We start from the raw sequence: 17,214 nt of genomic DNA, 5'->3' as shown, positions 1-17,214 counted from the left end.
CAACGACCCCGGACTTCTGTCCAGATCGTGTGTCAAAATCAGGGACGCAGCGTGATTTCGATCTCGCGCCACTCGTTATAGGAATCGGCCGACAAACTGAAGGGCGCCGCCTGCAACACTGCCCGCTGCGCCGCCCGCGCCATCGATGCCCCAAGGGGCGACGGATCGGCGGCAATCACCTGGGGCGTACCCGCAACGCTGCCATCCTGGTTAAGGTTCACCCGCAGGGTGACGGTCAGGCCGCTTTCGGTTTCGCTTGGCAGCAGGTTCCAGAACTGCTTGATCTTGGCCTGCAGGCCCGCGATTTCCGACTGGCTCAGCGTCGCCGAAGTTCCATCCGCATCGCCTAGCGTGGGCGAGCCGCCCTGCCCGGTCGTTGCGCCGGTGGACGTATCCTTGTTGATGATGGCCGAAATGTCATCGGCCAACGAAGCGTCCAGCGTCGAGGTTGCCGCCTGCTCGCGCTTGGCCTCCTCGGCCGCAGCGACGCGCGCGGCTTCCTTGGCGGCGGCCTCTTTCTTCTTGCGCTCTTCTTCCTTCTTGGCATCGGCGGCGGCTTGCTGCTGGGCCTCTTGCTGAGCCGCCTGCTTGGCCGCAAAGTCTGCCCGCTTCTGCGCAAGATTGGCCGGCCGCGCCATCGGCGCCGGCACCGCCGGCTTGGGCGGTGTCGGATCGGGCGTCGGCGTTGGCTCGGGTGTCGGCTCCGGCGTCGGGATGGGCTCGGGAACGGGCTCTGGCGCGGGTTCGGGCACCGGAGCAGGCTCCGGCACGGGCGCAGGTTCTGGTACGGGGGCCGGCTCAGGAGCAGGGGCTGGCTCCGGCACCGGTGCGGGCTCTGGAACAGGTTCTGGCACTGGTTCGGGAACCGGGTCCGGCTCGGGGGTCGGCTCAGGCGTCGGCTCCGGCCGCGTCGCCGGGGTCGGAGCGGTATTGATCACCGGCGCCGGCGTCGGAATATCGGCCGGCTTGGGCTGTTCCTGGTTTTGCTCGGTATTGCCGGTTGGCTGCGCCAGTTCGGCCGGCTTGTTGGTCTCCACTGCCGAGGGGGTCGGCGTCTCGACAATTTTACTATCTAGCGAGCCGACGCGAATATTGGAAAAGTCCGAGATTGACACCAGGTCGACGGCGATGGATTCGGTTATCGGCTCCAACGGCTCCGCCTGCCCCAGATTGACCAAGCCAATGGTCAACAGGACGATGTGAGCTAGAGCCGATACGACGATCCCGGTGCGCATCTATGGCGTCCCTGGGGCTTTCTCGGTGATCAGGCCAATTTTGGTGAAGCCAGCGCCCGACAGCAGGCCCATGACCTTCATCACCGCGCCGTAGTTGGCCGCGGTATCACCGCGCAGGAATATCCGGTCCTCGGTGCCATTAGTGGCGAGCGCCGTCACCGCGGCGATCAGATCGCTCTCGGCCACCGGGTCTTCACCGACGTAGATGCCGCCTTCGGGCGTCACCGCCACCGTGATCGGCTGGGTCTGGCTGTTGAGCTCGTTGGCGGCCGTCTTGGGCAGGTCGATCGGCACGCCGGCCGTCATCATCGGGGCCGCCACCATGAACACGATCAGCAGCACCAGCATGACGTCGACCAGCGGCGTCACGTTGATCTCGCTCATCACCCCGCCGCTACCCTTGCGACGGCTGCGGCGGCTACCGCGCCGCCCGCCTCCGCCACCACCGCCTGCTCCACCCATGCCCATGGCTACTTGCCCCGGGCTTCGAGTTGGCGGCTCAGGATGGTCGAGAACTCGTCGGCAAAGCCTTCGAGCCGCCCGATCATCTTGCCGGCGTCGGACGATAGTTTGTTATAGGCGATAACCGCCGGAATAGCCGCGACCAGGCCAATGGCCGTGGCGAACAGAGCCTCGGCAATCGGCGCTGCGACCACGGCCAGGTTGGTCGAGGACGAGGCGGCAATAGCCGTAAAGGCGTTCATGATGCCCCAGACCGTGCCGAACAGGCCGATGAACGGGCCGGCCGAGCCGACGGTGGCGAGAAAGGTCAGCCGCTTTTCCAGCGTCTCGCTTTCGCGCGCGATGGCCACGTCCAGCACCTTGTCGAGTCGCTGCTGCATGCCCACGAAGGACGAGGCATTCTGCTCGTGGCTGCGCTTCCATTCCTTCATCGCCGCAACGAACACCGCGCCCAGCCCGCCGGTCGCCTTGTCGGATTGCTGCTGATACAGCTCTTCCAGCGACTGGCCCGACCAGAACACGCGCTCGAAGCGGTTCATCTCGCTGGCGGCGCGGCGATAGTACAGGGTCTTGTCGATGATGATGGCCCAGCACCAGATGGATGCGCCAAGCAGGCCCAGCATCACAGATTTGACGATCCAATCGGCCGACCAAAACAGCCCCCAGATCGAAAAATCGATGTGCGGAGCTGCCGCTCCCACCGCTGTCGCTGCGTCCATGGAGTGATCCTTTCGGCCGGCTTACAGAGCCCGACCTTCAGGCACAGGCCATGCGGTCGGAATTTGTCAAATTTAAGAGAAATGCCTTGGCTTTCCGGCCTTTGCGGAGCCCGGCACCATAGGACAGTCCCTTTGCCGCAATTATGGTCAAGGATTGGTTAACAAAGCCTGTGCCCTGACGGCAACGTGAGCGCCGGCATGTGCGTCATGCAAGCGGGACACACCTCGGGGCCGGGAACCCCACCCAGCCGGGTTCGTTATTTAGGCGAGGGGCGAATAATCCGCGCGGTAGAATTTATCGCGCGCCAAAGAGGAAAAAGAACAATGAAAAAGCTTCTTCTGGCCTCCGTGGCCATCTTTGCCCTGGGCGGCGCTCCGGCCTTCGCCCAGATCTTCAAGAGTGCACCCGCCACCAACGAGCAGGATGCAGGCGCAACCGTGGGCGGCGCTGGCGGCGGCGTTGCCGGCGCGATTGCGGGCGGCCTGGTGTTCGGCCCTATCGGCGCCGTTATCGGCGGCTTCGCGGGCGCTACCATTGGCGCCGCCGCCGGCGTGCAGGCATCCTCGGTTGACTATGTCCGCCTGCACCCGACCGACCCCGTAGTCATCGGGGGCAATCTCGACGTCGGCTATGTGGTGCCCTCGACCGTGGTCATCCACCCCATCGAAGGCGACCCCATCTATGGCTATTTCTACACCCAGGACCGGGTCTGGTTCGTCGACCTGTCCAACAATACCATCGTCTATTCGCCCGGCACGGTCGTTGCAGCAACCAACTAATCGCTAGACTTGGGCGGCCCGGCCACCAAGGCCCGGGCCGCGCCAATTCGTGAAGGAACCGCCGCGTTTGTCCTCCGTTCGATACGACGCACCATCGCGCAACGAGGAGGATTTTATGAGCATTCGTATCGCATCCATGGCCGTGCTGCTGGCCGCCGGCTCGCTCTTTGCCGCCGCCCCGGCCTATGCCGAAGTCATCAACATGATGGCCGAACTGAACGGCCCCTCCGAGGTGCCGCCCACCGATTCTGCCGGGACCGGCAAGGTCGAGGCCACCTTCGACACTGACAGCAAGCAATTCGCCTGGACTGTCACCTATGAGGGCCTGACCGGCGACGCCAGCGCTGCCCATTTCCACGGTCCAGCTGAAGTCGGCGCCAACGCGGCACCAGTCGTGCCGATCGAGGGGAGCCTTGCCAGTCCCATCAAGGGCACGGCCACGCTAACCGACGAGCAGGCCGAGCAATTGCAGGCCGGCATGTGGTATTTCAACGTCCACACTGCCAAATTTCCCGATGGCGAAATCCGTGGCCAGGTGATGGCTGCCGGTGCCATGTAGCCAATGAGGGGTCGCACGCGGCCCCTTTTTATTGCCGCTCCGCCGCCAGCCGGTCCAGCAAATGCCTGGGCAGGCGGGCGACGCCGCCACTGGTCTTGATCGCCACCACCACCACTTTGGCCTGCGTCAACAGCAGGCCATCGCGTTCGATCGTCTGCGCCAAAGTCAGCCGCGCGCCGGTTATGGCCTCTACCCGCGTGCTGACGCTAAGCAGGTCATCGATATGGGCTGCGCCGAGAAACTGGATGTCCATCCCGCGCACCGCGAAGGCGATGCCTTGCTGGGCCAATTCGGAATGATGGATGCCCAGATCGCGCAGGAATTCCGTGCGCCCGCGCTCGAAGAATTTGAGATAGGCGGCGTGATAGACATTGCCCGAAAAATCGGTGTCTTCGTAGTAGATGCGAACCGGAAAGGTGTGGGGCTCAGACACGGGATCGCTCGTCGACGACGACATGGCGGGAGCCATCCTGCGGGGCTTCGAGCGCCTCGCGCAACCACATCGGCAGCAGGTTGACCACCGTCAGCGCTTCGGCGGTCGCCTTCACCCAGGAAAATTTCAGTTCCAGGCCTTCATCGAACCGCACCAGGCACGGCGTGCCGGTGACGAAGGGAAAATCATCCGGCAACGCGACCTGATAATAAATGCCGATCTGATGAAACGCCTCGCCGTCGCGTTCGAAAAAGTTCTCCTCGGTGAACAGCAGTCGCTCGATGGGTGCTTCAACACCGAGTTCTTCAACCATCTCGCGGGCCAGCGCGATGGGACTGGACTCCCCCAGTTCCACCCGGCCACCGGGCAACATCACATAATCGTCCTTGTCCTCGCGGCACACCAGGACGTGGCCGTTCCACATCGCGATGGCGGCAACCCGGTGGTTGAACCGCTGGTCGCCGACCTTGAAGCTGATCATCGTGCGCTCAGCCACGGTTTCGCTCATTCCGCCTCCGGCTCCTCGAACAGATTGGCCTGAATGCCCACAAAGCCCTGCGGCACGCTCATCCCCAGATGCTGGAATGCCGCTCCGGTCAGCATACGCCCGCGCGAAGTGCGCTGGATAAAACCCTGCTGCAGCAGATAGGGCTCGACGATCTCCTCGATCGCATCGCGCGGCTCACTCAGCGCGGCGGCGATGGTTTCGATCCCCACCGGGCCGCCATTATAGAATTCGGCAATGGTGGTGAGATAGCGCCGGTCGAGCTGGTCCAGCCCGCGCGCATCCACATCGAGCCGCAGCAAGGCCTTGTCGGCGATGGCGCGGGTGATTTCCCCCGAGCCGTCGACCAGCGCGAAATCCGTCACCCGCCGCAGCAGCCGTCCGGCAATACGTGGCGTGCCGCGCGAGCGCCGCGCGATCTCCATCGCTCCATCGGGCGCCATCGGCATCCCCAAAAGCCGCGCCCCGCGCTGAACGATCAGCACCAGCTCCTCGGGCGTATAGAAATTGAGCCGCACCGGAATGCCGAAGCGGTCGCGCAATGGCGTGGTCAGCAGCCCGGCGCGCGTCGTCGCCCCCACCAGGGTGAATTTTGCCAGATCGATCCGCACCGAGCGGGCCGCCGGGCCTTCGCCGATGATCAGGTCGAGCTGATAATCCTCCATCGCCGGATAGAGGATTTCCTCGATCGCCGGACTGAGCCGGTGGATCTCGTCGATGAACAGCACATCGCGATCTTCGAGGTTCGTCAGCAGCGCCGCCAGATCCCCCGCCTTGGCGATCACCGGACCCGAAGTGGCGCGAAAGCCCACGCCCAGTTCGCGCGAAATGATCTGCGCCAGCGTGGTCTTGCCCAGCCCCGGTGGCCCCACGAACAGCACATGGTCCAACGCGGTCCCGCGCCGTTTGGCCGCCTCGATGAACACTTCCAGATTAGCCCGCGCCGCTGCCTGCCCCACAAACTCGGAAAACCCGGTCGGGCGCAAGGAGACGTCCAGCGGATCGTCGCGACCGCTTGCGGGGGAGGTCAAACCGCTCAACTACTCAACTCCTGGCGTCTTCAGCAAAAAATGCGCTTAGCCTCAGCCAGCCGTGGTAGCGCTTGAATACCAAGGCGAAGATGGGAAACAATACAACGCAGGCCATTGGAACGAAAATGCCGAACGCAAGATAGCCGTTCGAGACCCCATCCGTCCCGCTCCGCAACAGCAGGTACAACAGGTAGTATGCTGCGCAGCCCAGAAGGCCCGCCAGCGCGGAGAGAAGGACATGCTGCAACCAGGATTTGGACAGGGGCGTCCGATCCAGAAGCAGCAGCAGGACGATCCAACAAAGCAAAGGCGGTATCAACAAAACTGCCCAAGTTCCCATGATCGCCGCCACGACGGATCCGACGGCGGCCAACCCGGTCCAGTAGTCGGGCGTTCGGCTGACCACGAAAAATACGGGCAACGTTGCCACCACGGCTATCAGCCAGACATAGAAGGCCAGCCGCCCCGAAGCGGCCAGCGTTTCCAGCAGTCCCCTCCGCCTCAACTACTCAACTCCCGCAACCCCAGCCGGATCAGCTTCTCGGTTGGCGTCCCATCCCCCTCGCGTGCCACGATCCGCGCCAGGGCGGCGGAGGCCTGGGCGCTGGAATAGCCGAGATTGGTGAGAGCCGAGACCGCGTCAGTGATATTGCTTGATGCCAACCCGTCGCCCAGGGCCGATTGCAGGCCGAGCACCCCGGCGTCTACGCCACCGGTTGCAGGCACCTTGCCCTTGAGCTCGGTGACCAGCCGGATGGCCAGTTTCGGCCCGACACCACTGGCCCGTCCCATCATCGCCTTGTCCTGCAGGGCAATGGCACTGGAAATTTCCGAGGGCGATAGCGCTGACAGGATCGCCAGCGCCACGCGCGCACCGACCCCCTGCACGGTCATCAACAAATTGAACCAGGCCTTTTCGGCCTCCGTGGAAAACCCATAAAGCCGGATCATGTCTTCGCGCACGATGGTTTCGATGAACACCACCGTGGCCTCGCCGACGCGCGGCAGCGCCTGCAGCGTGCGCGAGGAGCAGAAGGTTTCGTAGCAGACGCCGCCGCAATCGATCAGCACGCTGTCATCAGCGAAACTGTCGACCATGCCCTTGAGCTTGCCGATCATGCGATTGCCCTCAAGCGCTGCGCCGCGACCCGATGATGGGCATGGCAAATGGCGATCGCCAGCGCATCCGCCGCGTCTTCGCCCTTGAAATCGGCTGCCGGCATCAAGGTCTTGACCATCAGCCCGACCTGCCCCTTTTCGGCGTGACCGGTGCCGACCACGGATTTCTTGACCAGGTTCGCCGCATATTCGGCGACCGGCACGCCGCGCGCCGCCGGCGTCATCAACACCACACCCCGCGCCTGCCCCAGAATCAGCGCCGAGCGCGGTCCCGCATTGACGAAGGTCTCCTCGACCGCGGCCTCGTCGGGGGCGAACCGGTCGAGCAGGTCGTTAACGCCGGCAAAGAGGGCGGCCAGCCGGTCGGCCAGCGCTCCATCGGTCGGCGGCGTCAGCGTTCCGCAGGCAACGAACACCAATCTGTTACCTTCCGATTCGATGACGCCCCAGCCGCATCGGCGCAGGCCCGGATCGATACCGATGATTCGCACAGCTTTGCTCATGACCCACCTTTAATGAGGCGCGATCACTCTACCAACCCCAAAGTGAACAAAACGGCAACAGGCGCGGTGGAAAACCCGCATTGGATAAAATTGCGGCCGTCTCGCCAATACCTTCTTCAAGACCCGTCCATAGTGTTCGGCCCGGGAATGCATGAAAGTAAACCGATGAGCGCACGTGCCAAACTGCCGCCGCGGACTTGGAACCGCATCTGGCGGAACGCAGGATTGACACTGGCCGCCTCCATCGCGGTTTCGATCATATTGACCAACATTTTCATGGAAGTGTTTTCCGCCGGCCTCAATGTACCCGGCCTGATGGTCGCCGTGCTGATGCCGCTGGTGCTGGGCGGGCCGATGCTGTTTTACCTGACGCTGCGGCACGAACAATTGCGGCATGCCAACCGGCAACTTGAACTGCTGGCCAATACCGACTGGCTGACCGATTGCCTCAACCGGGGCGCCTTCACCAAGCGGGTGCTGGCCGACCTGAAGCGGCGCGCCGTCTCGGCCACCAGCGATGGCGCGGCCCTGCTGATCATCGATGCCGATGACTTCAAGCAGGTCAATGACCGCTTTGGCCATCAGCAGGGCGATGCAGCGCTCAAGCTGATGGCCGATACCATCCGCAGCAGCGTGCGCGCCTCCGACCTGGTGGGGCGCATGGGCGGGGAAGAATTCGGCGTCTACCTGGTCGGCGCCGATCCAGGCACGGCCGACCAGGTGGCCGAACGCATTCGCCATGCGGTCGCCTCGCTGCAATTTTCGCCACATGACACTGCCTGCCCGCTCTCGGTCAGCATCGGCGGGGCTACCTTTGCCCGATGCGCCGATTTCAACGACCTCTATCGCCTTGCCGATCAGCGCCTCTACCAGGCCAAGAGCCACGGCCGCGATCGCGTCGACATGATGCAGGCCGCCTGATTGCCGCTCCCCTGGTGGAACGGCGGGCGACCTGAACCGACGGACACCGTACAATTTTGGTCCGGCCGCTCCCCACAGCGGCCGGACACTGGATCATTGCGCTATATGCAGAGAGATTTTCATGGCCCTTTCCAGATCCCGCAAAGGCTTGCATCTCTGGTCGAGCGTTGCCCGGTGGACCTTGTTCGGCACCCTGGGCTGCGTGCTGGTCTCGATCGCGGTCAACAGCGTCATCTTCGGCGACCTTAGCGCCCGGGCGCAGTGGCGCTCGATGATCAGTGCGACGATCCTGCCGATCCTTTTGGGGGTACCGCTGTTCTTTTACATGAGCATGCGCCTGCGCGGCCTGGCGCTGAGCAATCTGCGGCTGGGGCTGGTCGCCCGCACCGACAGCCTGACCTCCTGCCTCAACCGGGGCGCGTTTGCCACCAAGGTCATGACGCTGCTGGCCCACACCAATCCGCAGCCCAGCGGCGCCCTGCTGATGATCGACGCCGATAACTTCAAGGCCATCAACGACCTGTACGGCCATGATGCCGGCGACGAGGCCTTGACCATTATCGCCCGCGCCATCCGCTCGACCCTGCGGGCCGGCGAGCTGGTCGGGCGCATGGGTGGGGAGGAATTCGGCGTCTACCTGCCCGGCGTCGACCACCATGGTGCCGAACTGGCTGCCGAACGCATCCGCCGCTCAGTCAATCTGGCGATTTTTTCACCCGATGGCCGGCCGCGACAACTTTCGGTCAGCATTGGGGGCGCGGTCTTCGAGGGCAGCGCCAGCTTCTCCGAACTGTTCCGCATCGCCGACCAGCGCCTCTACAATGCCAAGGAAGCCGGCCGTAACCGCGTCACCATCGTGCACGCCACCGACTATCCCGATATCGCGCTCAGCAAGGCCAGCTAGGGATCAGGCCTCGAGCTTGGCCATGTCCTCGTCGCTCATCTCGAAGTTGGAATAGACGTTCTGTACGTCGTCATCTTCCTCGAGCAGGTTGATCAGCTTCATCAGGGTGGCGCCCTTTTCAGCGTCGATCGGCGTGTTGGTCTGGGGCTTCCAGATCGCCTTGATCGATTCGGCCTCGCCCAGCACCTTTTCCAGCGCCGCTGACACTTCGATCATCGCCTCGAACGAGGTGTAGATCCAGTGGCCGTCCTCGTCGCTCTCGACATCATCGGCGCCGGCTTCGATGGCCGCTTCCATGATCTTGTCGGCCGAACCGGCCTTGATCGGGTATTCGATCTCGCCGATCTTGTCGAACATGAAGCCGACCGAATTGGTTTCGCCCATGGCGCCACCATTCTTGGAGAAGGTCGAGCGCACATTGGAGGCGGTGCGATTGCGGTTGTCGGTCAGCGTCTCGACGATGATGGCGACGCCGCCGGGGCCATAGCCCTCGTAGCGGATTTCTTCGTAATTATCGCCATCATTGCCGATGGCCTTCTTGATGGCGCGTTCAATATTGTCGCGCGGCATCGACAGGGCGCGGGCGTTGTTGACCGCCAGGCGCAAGCGGGAATTGAAGGCCGGATCGGGCATGCCCAGCTTGGCAGCGACGGTGATTTCGCGCGCCAGCTTGGAAAACACCTTGGAGCGAACCGCGTCGCTCTTGCCCTTGCGGTGCATGATATTCTTGGCGTGTGAATGGCCTGCCATTCTGGTCCCCATCTATGCTTATCGTGATTTTGCTTGGCTTATAGGGGCACAAAAGCCAATTGTGAAGCTTGCACGTCGCTCTCGTCCGCGCGCGCAATCGATAACCACATCTGCCAAGCCCCCTTGGCGCGCGCCTCATGATATGCACCATGCGCCGCTATTGGAGACCGTGTGTGCAACCCTTGCTTTGGTGCTTTTTCTCGTGGCGCGGCCGGCTGAACCGGCAGGAATTCGCGCTCGCCTTCTTTTTCCTGGTGCTGGTGACCTATCTGTTCGGCCGCATCCTGGTTCAACTCATGGTCGGCCCGACCAATGATGGCCAGCCATGGACCGCTGACGATCTGACCATGGCCCAGACCGAGGCGCAGATGCTGGCCTATGTGCTGACCGCCTGGCCGACGCTGACGCTGCAAGTAAAGCGCCTGCGCGACCTCGGCTATTCCTGGCTTTACCTGGTTGGCGCCAATATCCTCGTGGCTGCGATAATGTTGATCGCGCCGGTCATCGCCATCATCCTGGCCGTCGTGGCATCGCTCTGGCTGTTCTTGTGGCCGGGCAAGCAGGCCTAGAACTCCGGCACTGCCTGCGCCAGAACCCCACCGATCCGCACCGGCAGCACCTTGGTCGCCAGCCCGGTACGCGGATCGGTTTGCACTGCCACGCCCGACAGCGTCGCCTCGCCCTCGGCCGGCGAGAAGCGACCGCCCATGATGCCGGTCAGGAACCGGTTGAGCGGTTCATCGGCTTCGACGCCAATCACCGAATCATAATCGCCGCACATGCCGGCATCGGCCATCAGCGCCGTGCCGCCCTTGAGGATGCGATGATCCGAGGTCGGGATATGGGTATGGGTGCCCACCACCAGCGACACCCGGCCATCGAGAAAATGCCCCATGGCCTGGATTTCCGAGGTCGCCTCGGTGTGGAAATCCACGATGATCGCATCGGCTTGCTCGCCCAGAGGGCACGCCGCCACCGCTGCCTCGACGGCGCGGAACGGATCGTCGGCCGGCCCCATGAACACTCGGCCCAGCGCATTGACCACCAGCACCCGGTGACCATTGCGACCCTCGATAAACATCGCGCCGCGTCCCGGCGTGCCCGGCGCCATATTGATCGGCCGCACCAGCGTGGTTTCGCGCTCGATATAGGTCAGCGTCTCGCGCCGGTCGAAGGCATGGTCGCCCAGCGTCACGATATCGGCGCCCGCATCGCGGATGCCGATGAAATGGGCCTCGGTCAATCCGTTGCCGTGGCTGGCATTCTCGCCATTGACCACCACGAAATCGAAGCCATAGGTGGCAATGATGCCCGGTAGGCGCTCCGCCACCGCATCGCGCCCGGCGCGGCCGACGACATCGCCCAGAAACAGAAATTTCATTGCGGCGATCCGAAATGGCGCACGCCGGTCTCGGTCACCACGACATCGAGCGGAATGTCATGCGCCTCACGCGGAATGGCATCGAGTTCCTGGGCGGCGAAAGCCAGCCCGATCAGCCGAGGTTTCTTGCGCAGGCGGACCAGCGTCCGGTCATAATAGCCGCCGCCATAGCCCAGCCGCGTGCCCATCCGGTCAAATCCCAAAAGCGGCATCAGCACCACGTCCGGCTCCGCCTGCGGCGCCAGCTCGGCCGGCGCCAGCGTACCGAATCCCGCGGGATAAAGCGCGGCGCCTTGCTCCCAGACACGCATTTCCAGAGGCTCTTCGGGCCCCAGCACCACCGGCAGCACGACAGGTTGGAAACTATCCATCAGCCGCACCAGGATGGGCTGGCAATCCAACTCGTCGCGAATGCGCCAATAGGCCGCCACGACGGCGCCCGATGGCAGTTCGATATGATTGAAGAAGTGCTCGGCGACGGCCTGCGCCGCCTCGGTGCGGATGCCCTGCGGCAGGGCTGCGCGCGCTGCATGGGCCTTAAGACGCAGCGCCGCCTTGGCATTTTCGATTGTGTCGTCAGCCATGCCGCGCCGTTGGTCCGTCCGCCGGAAAATAGGTGCCGCCCTGGCCGTGGGATACACGATCCCGGGAACCTACTTTACGTAGGTGGGCGCCGTATGTCTGAGCCCAGGAGCCCAGTCAGGGACAGCTCCCTAAGGATCGTTAAGGCCCCGGGGATATAGGTATCCACACGCGCCGGGCAGCAAGGGTAGATATAGTGCGTTCATGCGGGGAGTGCAAAGCGGGAATTAAAGTTTGTCCTGCCAGTCTTGCAAATGATGAAATATCCTGACGACGCGAATGCCCTCGGCAACCACCTCGTAAATGATCACGTGCGAGCTCTTCGGCTGCGATCGAACCGGCCGACCACTTTCCGGTCGTTCGCGACCAGCGTCAGGAAACATTGCAAGAAACGAAAACGTCCGGTGCAATTCGTCATGATAGCGATCGGCGGCCTTTTCGCCGAAATCGACAAGTCCCTGTTTATAAATTTCGATCAGATCACGCTCAGCCGCTTCGCTTAGACTAAATGGGCCCCTCAATCTCGCAGGCCCGCCTCGCGACGTGCCACGGTTCTAATGTCATCCATGGATAGCGGGCTAATCCCGCTATCGTAGCCTTCCTGAACCAAACGCTGGAATTCAGTCAGCTTTTCCGCCCGCTCCTGATCGTGACGGATCAGATCGCGCACGTAATCGCTGGAATTTCCGTACTTTCCATCCCGCACTTGTGCCTCCACCCAGTCCTTCATCTGGTCGGGGAGCGATACGTTCATCGTGGCCATGGCAAATCTCCTTTCCCGAACCAATAGCACATTTTGGCAAAGCTTGCCATACGAAGTCATCCTTGCGGGCGTTGCGGGGCGACAATAGTCTGCGGTTGCTATCGAGGTGTGCGGTGCGGTTGTTGATCCACCTTTGGCTTGTCATGCTGGCGCTGATGCTCAGTGCGCCGGGCGCGGTGGCCGAGGACGCCCAAGCCGCCTCCTGCACCACGCTCGACGGTCTCAGGATCTGCATTCGCCCCGCGGCCTATGTCGTCGATGTCTGCGAGGCCATCGCCACCCTCGCCAAGCGCTATGAACTGCCCGAGGCCTTTTTCGCCCGCCTGATCTGGCAGGAAAGCCGCTTCGACCCGGCGGCGATCAGTCCGGCCGGAGCGCAGGGCATTGCCCAATTCATGGCCGGCACCGCAAGGCTGCGCCGGCTGGACAATGCCTTCGATCCCGCCTCCGCCTTGGCGAAATCAGCCGAATATCTGCGCGAACTCGAAGTCAAATACGGCAATCTGGGCTTGGCCGCCGCAGCCTATAATGCCGGCGAGGGCCGCATGACTCGCGTCGTCATGGCAGGGAGCGGCGTGCCATTCGAGACCCGCGACTATGTCTCGATCATCACCGGCCGCCCGATCGACTATTGGCTCGGCGCTGCCCCGGAGGCACTCGACTACGCACTGCAGCCCGACCAGGGTTTCATTTCCGCCTGCGTCGACATGGCCAAGGCCATTCCGATGCCGGAATTCGTGCCCGATCCGGCGGTGTGGCAGCCCTGGGGCATATTGATCGCGCAGAATTTCGGCCGCGACCTGGTGATGCGCCGCTTCAACCGTGCGCAAGCCAGCTACGCCACAGTCCTAGGACCTGAAAAACTGATGCTGATTTCAGTGCGCAATTCCAACTTTGGCCCGCGCACCCGCTATTCCGCCATGGTGGGCCGCCCGACCCGCAAGGAAGCCCAACAGCTCTGCAACGCCCTCCTGGCCGCTGGCGGCAATTGCATCGTTCAGAAGAACGGGCCTTAAGGCACCAGGCCGGTCTCATCCAGGGCCGTCGCCACCGATTCGAGCTTGCGCGCGGCTTCATCCAGCTTGGCGGCAAAGCGCTCTTCCAGCGCTTCGATTTCAGCCGACACTTCCTGGCCGGCGCGCGTCAGCACCGTCACTTCGGTCTGCAATTCCTTGATCTTGCGCTCCGCCTCGGCCAGTTCATCCACCACGGCAATTCCAGCCATTACCGTCAGCCGGTTATCGCCAATCTCGCCGACCGCGCCCTTGAGCCCCTCAACCTGAGCATTGAACCGCGCCGCCAGCCCGATCAGATGCGATTGCTGGCCCTCTTCGCAGGCCATGCGATACTTGCGGCCATTGATCTCGACATTGACTTCGGGCATCGGAAAAAATCCTACTTCGCCAACACTTCGCGCACGGTTTCCATCGCTTCGACCAGGCGCCGCGACACGTCATGGGCGCTATCATCGAGGCGCTTGGCCCGCGCCGCCGCCTTGTCCAGTTCGGTCGCCAGCCTCGCCCGCTCGGTCACCAGCCGCTGGGTATCCACTTCCATGCGATTGAGCTGCCTGATGCGGCCATTGAGGTTTTTGACGCTGGCATCGAGCCGCGCCATCGCATGATCGAACCGGCCATTGGCCGCCTCCATGCCGTCCTGCTGTTGGGTCTCGCTCATCGTCCGTGACATCCTCGACCTAAGTCGTTCACGCCTATCAGTTAGCCCCAGGGGGCCAGTGATGCAACGTCCGACCCCACCGTCATTGACAGTCAATCGGAACCTGTTATGCCTCGAACCGCCTTTGGAAGCGGGCTCGCGCGGCCGCTTCTCCACAGTTTTATGCGACACGAGAAAGCGGAACGGCAGATGACGAACACAGCCCAGCAGAACGATTTGGCCAATGCGATCCGCTCCCTATCGATGGACGCGGTCGAAAAAGCCAATTCCGGCCACCCAGGCCTGCCCATGGGCTGCGCCGATATCGCCACGGTGCTGTTCACCAAGGTGATGAAGTTCGATCCCACAGACAGCAAATGGCCTGATCGCGATCGCTTCGTCCTGTCGGCCGGCCACGGCTCGATGCTGCTCTACTCCTCGCTCTATCTCCTCGGCTACGAGGACATGACCATCGAGCAGATCAAGAATTTCCGCCAGCTCGGCTCCAAGACCGCCGGCCATCCCGAATATCATTTCGCCCAAGGCATCGAAACCACCACCGGCCCACTCGGCCAGGGCATCGGCAATGCCGTTGGCATGGCCGTGGCTGAAGCCAAGCTCGCCGCCGAATTCGGCAGCGACATTGTCGATCACCACACCTGGTGCCTCGTCGGTGACGGCTGCCTGATGGAAGGTATCTCCCAGGAAGCCATCGCGCTGGCCGGCCACCTCAAGCTGCATAAGCTGGTGGTGATCTGGGACAACAATTCCATCACCATCGACGGCGCCGTGTCCAACGCCGACAGCACCGACCAGGTCGCCCGCTTCAAGGCCTGCCAGTGGAACGTCATCGAGATCGACGGCCACGACCAGGCTGCGATCGAGGCGGCCTTGCTCGACGCCAAGAAGTCCGACAAGCCCACCATGATCGCCGCCAAGACCATTATCGGCTTCGGCGCGCCCAAGAAGCAGGGCACCGAAAAGGTGCATGGCGCAGCGCTCGGCGCTGAAGAGCTGGCTGGCGCTAAGGCCGCGCTCGGCATCACCTACCCGGCCTTCGAAATCCCGGCCGAAATCCTCAACCCCTGGCGCGCCGCCGGCACCCGCAGCCAGAACATCCGCGGCGAATGGCAGTCCCGTCTCGCCGCCAATGAAAACAAGGCCGAATTCGAGCGCCGCATGGCCGGCATCCTGCCGTCCGGTTTCGCCGACGCCATGGCCGCCCACATCAAGAAGCTGACCGTCGACCAGCCCAAGGTTGCCTCGCGCAAGGCCAGCCAGATGGCGCTTGAAGTCATCACCAAGGCGATCCCCGAGGTCCAGGCCGGCTCCGCCGACCTGACGCATTCCAACCTCACCAATACGCCGGACACCAAGCCCTTCCAGCCCGACAATTATTCCGGCCGCTATATGATGTATGGCATCCGCGAGCATGTCATGGCCGCTGCCATGAATGGCATCGCGCTGCATGGCGGCTTGATCCCTTACGGTGGCACCTTCATGTGCTTCACCGATTATGCCCGCCCCGCCATCCGCCTCTCGGCGATCATGGGCCAGCGCGTCATCTATGTGATGACCCACGACTCGATCGGCCTGGGCGAAGACGGCCCGACCCATCAGCCGGTAGAACATCTGAGCGCCCTGCGCGCTATCCCCGACCTCTTGGTCTTCCGCCCGGCCGACGCGGTCGAAACCGCCGAATGCTGGCAGATCGCGCTCGAAACCGCCGATCATCCCTCGATCCTGGCGCTGTCGCGCCAGAACCTGCCGACCGTACGCACCGAATACACCGCCGAAAACAAATCGGCCAAGGGCGCCTACACGCTGGTCGGCGATGCCAAGGCCGACGCGGTGATCTTCGCCACCGGCTCGGAAGTGGCCATCGCCATCGATGCCTATAAGCAGTTGACCGAGCAGGGCATCAAGGCCCGCGTCGTCTCTGTGCCATCCATGGAGCTGTTCGCCAAGCAGTCCGAGGCCTACCAGGACGAGATCATCGGCAGGGGCGTGGCGCGTGTCGCCATCGAGGCCGGCATCAAGATGAGCTGGGATCACATCCTGGGCCGCAAGGGCCGCTTCGTTGGCATGCACGGCTTCGGCGCCTCAGGCCCGATCGAGGCGCTCTATGAGCACTTTGGTATTACGGCCAAAGCCGTTGTTGAAGCCGTCACCGCGCAGTTGTAAGAAGCCCTCGGCTCCTCCCCCGCCACACTACTCTAAGGAAAACTTCCCATGGCAGTTCGCGTCGCCATCAACGGCTTTGGCCGCATCGGCCGCAATGTCCTCCGCGCCATCATCGAGTCGGGCCGCACCGATATCGAAGTGGTCGCGATCAACGATCTCGGCCCGGTCGAGACCAATGCGCACCTGTTCCGCTTCGATAGCGTACACGGCCGCTTCAAGGGCGACGTCGTCGTCGATGGCGACACCATCGATGTGGGTCGTGGCCCCATCAAGGTGACCGCGGTCCGCAATCCCGAAGAGCTGCCACACGCCGCCATGGGCGTCGACATCGCTCTGGAATGCACCGGCATCTTCACCGCCCGCGACAAGGCCGCGATGCACCTCAAGGCCGGCGCCAAGAAGGTGCTGATCTCCGCCCCCGGCGAAGGCTCCGACCTGACCGTGGTCTATGGCATCAACCACCAGAAGCTGACGCACGAGCACGTCATCGTCTCCAACGCCTCGTGCACCACCAATTGCCTGGCCCCGCTCGCCTATGTGCTGAACGAGACCGTCGGCATCGAAAAGGGAATGATGACCACCATCCATTCCTATACCGGTGACCAGCCGACGCTCGACACCATGCACAAGGATCTCTATCGCGGCCGTGCCGCCGCGCTGTCGATGATCCCGACTTCGACCGGCGCCGCCAAGGCCGTGGGCCTGGTGCTGCCCGAGTTGAACGGCC

24 protein-coding genes and 1 other RNA gene are annotated in these 17,214 nt (G+C 63.1%); 8 read left to right on the top strand and 17 right to left on the bottom strand.

The features are described 5' to 3' along the window. Positions 1 to 38: 38 nt before the first annotated feature. The 3 genes from JWR51_RS15810 to tolQ are packed head-to-tail and all read right to left on the bottom strand — an operon-like array spanning position 39 to position 2,416. Complete coding sequence (locus JWR51_RS15810) at positions 39 to 1,235, bottom strand: hypothetical protein (RefSeq protein WP_299749460.1); 1,197 nt, start codon at positions 1,233 to 1,235, stop codon at positions 39 to 41. Next, positions 1,236 to 1,703: a protein TolR gene (gene tolR, locus JWR51_RS15805; RefSeq protein ID WP_299749457.1), complete on the bottom strand. Its 468-nt coding sequence runs from the start codon at positions 1,701 to 1,703 to the stop codon at positions 1,236 to 1,238. A gap of 2 nt (positions 1,704 to 1,705) precedes the next feature. Then, on the bottom strand, positions 1,706 to 2,416 hold the full coding sequence (gene tolQ / locus JWR51_RS15800; protein ID WP_299749454.1) for a protein TolQ: 711 nt from the start codon (positions 2,414 to 2,416) through the stop codon (positions 1,706 to 1,708). Between the two features lie 324 nt (positions 2,417 to 2,740). On the opposite strand from tolQ, the gene JWR51_RS15795 reads away from it, so the two are divergent. Together JWR51_RS15795 and JWR51_RS15790 are read left to right on the top strand one after the other, a co-directional pair. Further along, positions 2,741 to 3,196: a DUF1236 domain-containing protein gene (locus tag JWR51_RS15795; RefSeq protein ID WP_299749451.1), complete on the top strand. Its 456-nt coding sequence runs from the start codon at positions 2,741 to 2,743 to the stop codon at positions 3,194 to 3,196. 115 nt (positions 3,197 to 3,311) lie between these two features. Then, positions 3,312 to 3,755, top strand: coding sequence for a CHRD domain-containing protein (locus tag JWR51_RS15790; protein ID WP_299749449.1), 444 nt, complete (start codon positions 3,312 to 3,314; stop codon positions 3,753 to 3,755). Positions 3,756 to 3,783: 28 nt separating this feature from the next. On the opposite strand, the gene ybgC is transcribed toward JWR51_RS15790, so the two are convergent. Genes ybgC through ruvC form a run of 6 tightly spaced genes read right to left on the bottom strand, consistent with a single transcriptional unit; the run spans position 3,784 to position 7,346 of the window. Then, on the bottom strand, positions 3,784 to 4,188 hold the full coding sequence (ybgC, locus tag JWR51_RS15785) for a tol-pal system-associated acyl-CoA thioesterase (protein ID WP_299749446.1): 405 nt from the start codon (positions 4,186 to 4,188) through the stop codon (positions 3,784 to 3,786). Continuing rightward, entirely contained in the window at positions 4,181 to 4,696 is a 516-nt protein-coding gene (locus tag JWR51_RS15780; protein WP_299749443.1) for an NUDIX domain-containing protein, read from the bottom strand. The genes ybgC and JWR51_RS15780 overlap by 8 nt, the downstream gene beginning before the upstream one ends. Further along, a complete protein-coding gene (ruvB, locus tag JWR51_RS15775) occupies positions 4,693 to 5,691 on the bottom strand; it encodes a Holliday junction branch migration DNA helicase RuvB (RefSeq protein WP_299749646.1) in 999 nt (332 codons plus the stop codon). Before ruvB ends, JWR51_RS15780 begins: the two co-directional genes overlap by 4 nt. A gap of 46 nt (positions 5,692 to 5,737) precedes the next feature. Continuing rightward, complete coding sequence (locus tag JWR51_RS15770; RefSeq protein WP_299749440.1) at positions 5,738 to 6,229, bottom strand: hypothetical protein; 492 nt, start codon at positions 6,227 to 6,229, stop codon at positions 5,738 to 5,740. Then, a complete protein-coding gene (ruvA, locus tag JWR51_RS15765) occupies positions 6,226 to 6,843 on the bottom strand; it encodes a Holliday junction branch migration protein RuvA (protein WP_299749438.1) in 618 nt (205 codons plus the stop codon). The genes JWR51_RS15770 and ruvA overlap by 4 nt, the downstream gene beginning before the upstream one ends. Next, the gene (gene ruvC, locus JWR51_RS15760) at positions 6,840 to 7,346 is read right to left on the bottom strand and encodes a crossover junction endodeoxyribonuclease RuvC (RefSeq protein ID WP_299749435.1); all 507 of its coding nucleotides are present in this window, start codon (positions 7,344 to 7,346) and stop codon (positions 6,840 to 6,842) included. Before ruvC ends, ruvA begins: the two co-directional genes overlap by 4 nt. Before the next feature lie 225 nt (positions 7,347 to 7,571). On the opposite strand from ruvC, the gene JWR51_RS15755 reads away from it, so the two are divergent. Continuing rightward, a complete protein-coding gene (locus tag JWR51_RS15755) occupies positions 7,572 to 8,267 on the top strand; it encodes a GGDEF domain-containing protein (RefSeq protein WP_299749432.1) in 696 nt (231 codons plus the stop codon). A gap of 121 nt (positions 8,268 to 8,388) precedes the next feature. Then, the gene (locus tag JWR51_RS15750) at positions 8,389 to 9,171 is read left to right on the top strand and encodes a GGDEF domain-containing protein (RefSeq protein ID WP_299749429.1); all 783 of its coding nucleotides are present in this window, start codon (positions 8,389 to 8,391) and stop codon (positions 9,169 to 9,171) included. 3 nt (positions 9,172 to 9,174) lie between these two features. Here the strand turns inward: JWR51_RS15750 and JWR51_RS15745 are convergent, their stop codons facing one another. Further along, a complete protein-coding gene (locus JWR51_RS15745; RefSeq protein ID WP_299749426.1) occupies positions 9,175 to 9,921 on the bottom strand; it encodes a YebC/PmpR family DNA-binding transcriptional regulator in 747 nt (248 codons plus the stop codon). Positions 9,922 to 10,094: 173 nt separating this feature from the next. Here JWR51_RS15745 and JWR51_RS15740 point away from each other — a divergent pair, with 173 nt between their 5' ends. Next, positions 10,095 to 10,490 (top strand): DUF805 domain-containing protein, encoded by a 396-nt coding sequence (locus tag JWR51_RS15740; RefSeq protein WP_299749424.1) that lies wholly within the window; start codon positions 10,095 to 10,097, stop codon positions 10,488 to 10,490. On the opposite strand, the gene JWR51_RS15735 is transcribed toward JWR51_RS15740, so the two are convergent. The 5 genes from JWR51_RS15735 to JWR51_RS15720 form a co-directional block, all read right to left on the bottom strand. Next, entirely contained in the window at positions 10,487 to 11,302 is an 816-nt protein-coding gene (locus JWR51_RS15735; RefSeq protein WP_299749421.1) for a TIGR00282 family metallophosphoesterase, read from the bottom strand. The two genes, JWR51_RS15740 and JWR51_RS15735, sit on opposite strands and share 4 nt — an antisense overlap. Next, positions 11,299 to 11,886, bottom strand: a complete 588-nt coding sequence (locus JWR51_RS15730) for a 5-formyltetrahydrofolate cyclo-ligase (RefSeq protein ID WP_299749419.1) — start codon at positions 11,884 to 11,886, stop codon at positions 11,299 to 11,301. Before JWR51_RS15730 ends, JWR51_RS15735 begins: the two co-directional genes overlap by 4 nt. A gap of 28 nt (positions 11,887 to 11,914) precedes the next feature. After that, a non-coding RNA gene (ssrS, locus tag JWR51_RS15725) (6S RNA) lies at positions 11,915 to 12,072 on the bottom strand. 39 nt (positions 12,073 to 12,111) lie between these two features. After that, positions 12,112 to 12,405, bottom strand: coding sequence for a type II toxin-antitoxin system RelE/ParE family toxin (locus JWR51_RS24060; RefSeq protein ID WP_366525603.1), 294 nt, complete (start codon positions 12,403 to 12,405; stop codon positions 12,112 to 12,114). Then, positions 12,402 to 12,647, bottom strand: coding sequence for a type II toxin-antitoxin system ParD family antitoxin (locus tag JWR51_RS15720; RefSeq protein WP_299749416.1), 246 nt, complete (start codon positions 12,645 to 12,647; stop codon positions 12,402 to 12,404). The genes JWR51_RS24060 and JWR51_RS15720 overlap by 4 nt, the downstream gene beginning before the upstream one ends. 113 nt (positions 12,648 to 12,760) lie before the next feature. Between JWR51_RS15720 and JWR51_RS15715 the strand changes: the two genes are divergently transcribed. Next, the gene (locus tag JWR51_RS15715) at positions 12,761 to 13,663 is read left to right on the top strand and encodes a lytic transglycosylase domain-containing protein (protein ID WP_299749413.1); all 903 of its coding nucleotides are present in this window, start codon (positions 12,761 to 12,763) and stop codon (positions 13,661 to 13,663) included. On the opposite strand, the gene zapA is transcribed toward JWR51_RS15715, so the two are convergent. Then, entirely contained in the window at positions 13,660 to 14,031 is a 372-nt protein-coding gene (gene zapA, locus JWR51_RS15710) for a cell division protein ZapA (protein WP_299749410.1), read from the bottom strand. The genes JWR51_RS15715 and zapA overlap by 4 nt on opposite strands. A gap of 11 nt (positions 14,032 to 14,042) precedes the next feature. After that, on the bottom strand, positions 14,043 to 14,324 hold the full coding sequence (locus JWR51_RS15705; RefSeq protein ID WP_299749408.1) for a DUF4164 family protein: 282 nt from the start codon (positions 14,322 to 14,324) through the stop codon (positions 14,043 to 14,045). Between the two features lie 189 nt (positions 14,325 to 14,513). Here JWR51_RS15705 and tkt point away from each other — a divergent pair, with 189 nt between their 5' ends. Together tkt and JWR51_RS15695 are read left to right on the top strand one after the other, a co-directional pair. Then, entirely contained in the window at positions 14,514 to 16,487 is a 1,974-nt protein-coding gene (gene tkt, locus JWR51_RS15700) for a transketolase (RefSeq protein WP_299749405.1), read from the top strand. Positions 16,488 to 16,535: 48 nt separating this feature from the next. Then, positions 16,536 to 17,214, top strand: a 679-nt coding sequence (locus tag JWR51_RS15695) for a type I glyceraldehyde-3-phosphate dehydrogenase (RefSeq protein ID WP_299749403.1), incomplete at its 3' end; no start/stop codon positions are given.

Source organism: Devosia sp. (genome assembly GCF_028290625.1).
GTDB lineage: Bacteria > Pseudomonadota > Alphaproteobacteria > Rhizobiales > Devosiaceae > Devosia.
This window is presented reverse-complemented; position numbering and strand designations above follow the sequence as displayed.

Bases quoted from the DNA above. Each gene is read 5' to 3' on its own strand.
- JWR51_RS15810 (WP_299749460.1), bottom strand. From the start codon at position 1,235: ATGCGCACCGGGATCGTCGTATCGGCTCTAGCTCACATCGTCCTGTTG.
- tolR (WP_299749457.1), bottom strand. From the start codon at position 1,703: ATGGGCATGGGTGGAGCAGGCGGTGGTGGCGGAGGCGGGCGGCGCGGT.
- tolQ (WP_299749454.1), bottom strand. From the start codon at position 2,416: ATGGACGCAGCGACAGCGGTGGGAGCGGCAGCTCCGCACATCGATTTT.
- JWR51_RS15795 (WP_299749451.1), top strand. From the start codon at position 2,741: ATGAAAAAGCTTCTTCTGGCCTCCGTGGCCATCTTTGCCCTGGGCGGC.
- JWR51_RS15790 (WP_299749449.1), top strand. From the start codon at position 3,312: ATGAGCATTCGTATCGCATCCATGGCCGTGCTGCTGGCCGCCGGCTCG.
- JWR51_RS15780 (WP_299749443.1), bottom strand. From the start codon at position 4,696: ATGAGCGAAACCGTGGCTGAGCGCACGATGATCAGCTTCAAGGTCGGC.
- ruvA (WP_299749438.1), bottom strand. From the start codon at position 6,843: ATGATCGGCAAGCTCAAGGGCATGGTCGACAGTTTCGCTGATGACAGC.
- ruvC (WP_299749435.1), bottom strand. From the start codon at position 7,346: ATGAGCAAAGCTGTGCGAATCATCGGTATCGATCCGGGCCTGCGCCGA.
- JWR51_RS15750 (WP_299749429.1), top strand. From the start codon at position 8,389: ATGGCCCTTTCCAGATCCCGCAAAGGCTTGCATCTCTGGTCGAGCGTT.
- JWR51_RS15745 (WP_299749426.1), bottom strand. From the start codon at position 9,921: ATGGCAGGCCATTCACACGCCAAGAATATCATGCACCGCAAGGGCAAG.
- JWR51_RS15735 (WP_299749421.1), bottom strand. From the start codon at position 11,302: ATGAAATTTCTGTTTCTGGGCGATGTCGTCGGCCGCGCCGGGCGCGAT.
- JWR51_RS15730 (WP_299749419.1), bottom strand. From the start codon at position 11,886: ATGGCTGACGACACAATCGAAAATGCCAAGGCGGCGCTGCGTCTTAAG.
- JWR51_RS15720 (WP_299749416.1), bottom strand. From the start codon at position 12,647: ATGGCCACGATGAACGTATCGCTCCCCGACCAGATGAAGGACTGGGTG.
- zapA (WP_299749410.1), bottom strand. From the start codon at position 14,031: ATGCCCGAAGTCAATGTCGAGATCAATGGCCGCAAGTATCGCATGGCC.
- JWR51_RS15705 (WP_299749408.1), bottom strand. From the start codon at position 14,324: ATGAGCGAGACCCAACAGCAGGACGGCATGGAGGCGGCCAATGGCCGG.
- tkt (WP_299749405.1), top strand. From the start codon at position 14,514: ATGACGAACACAGCCCAGCAGAACGATTTGGCCAATGCGATCCGCTCC.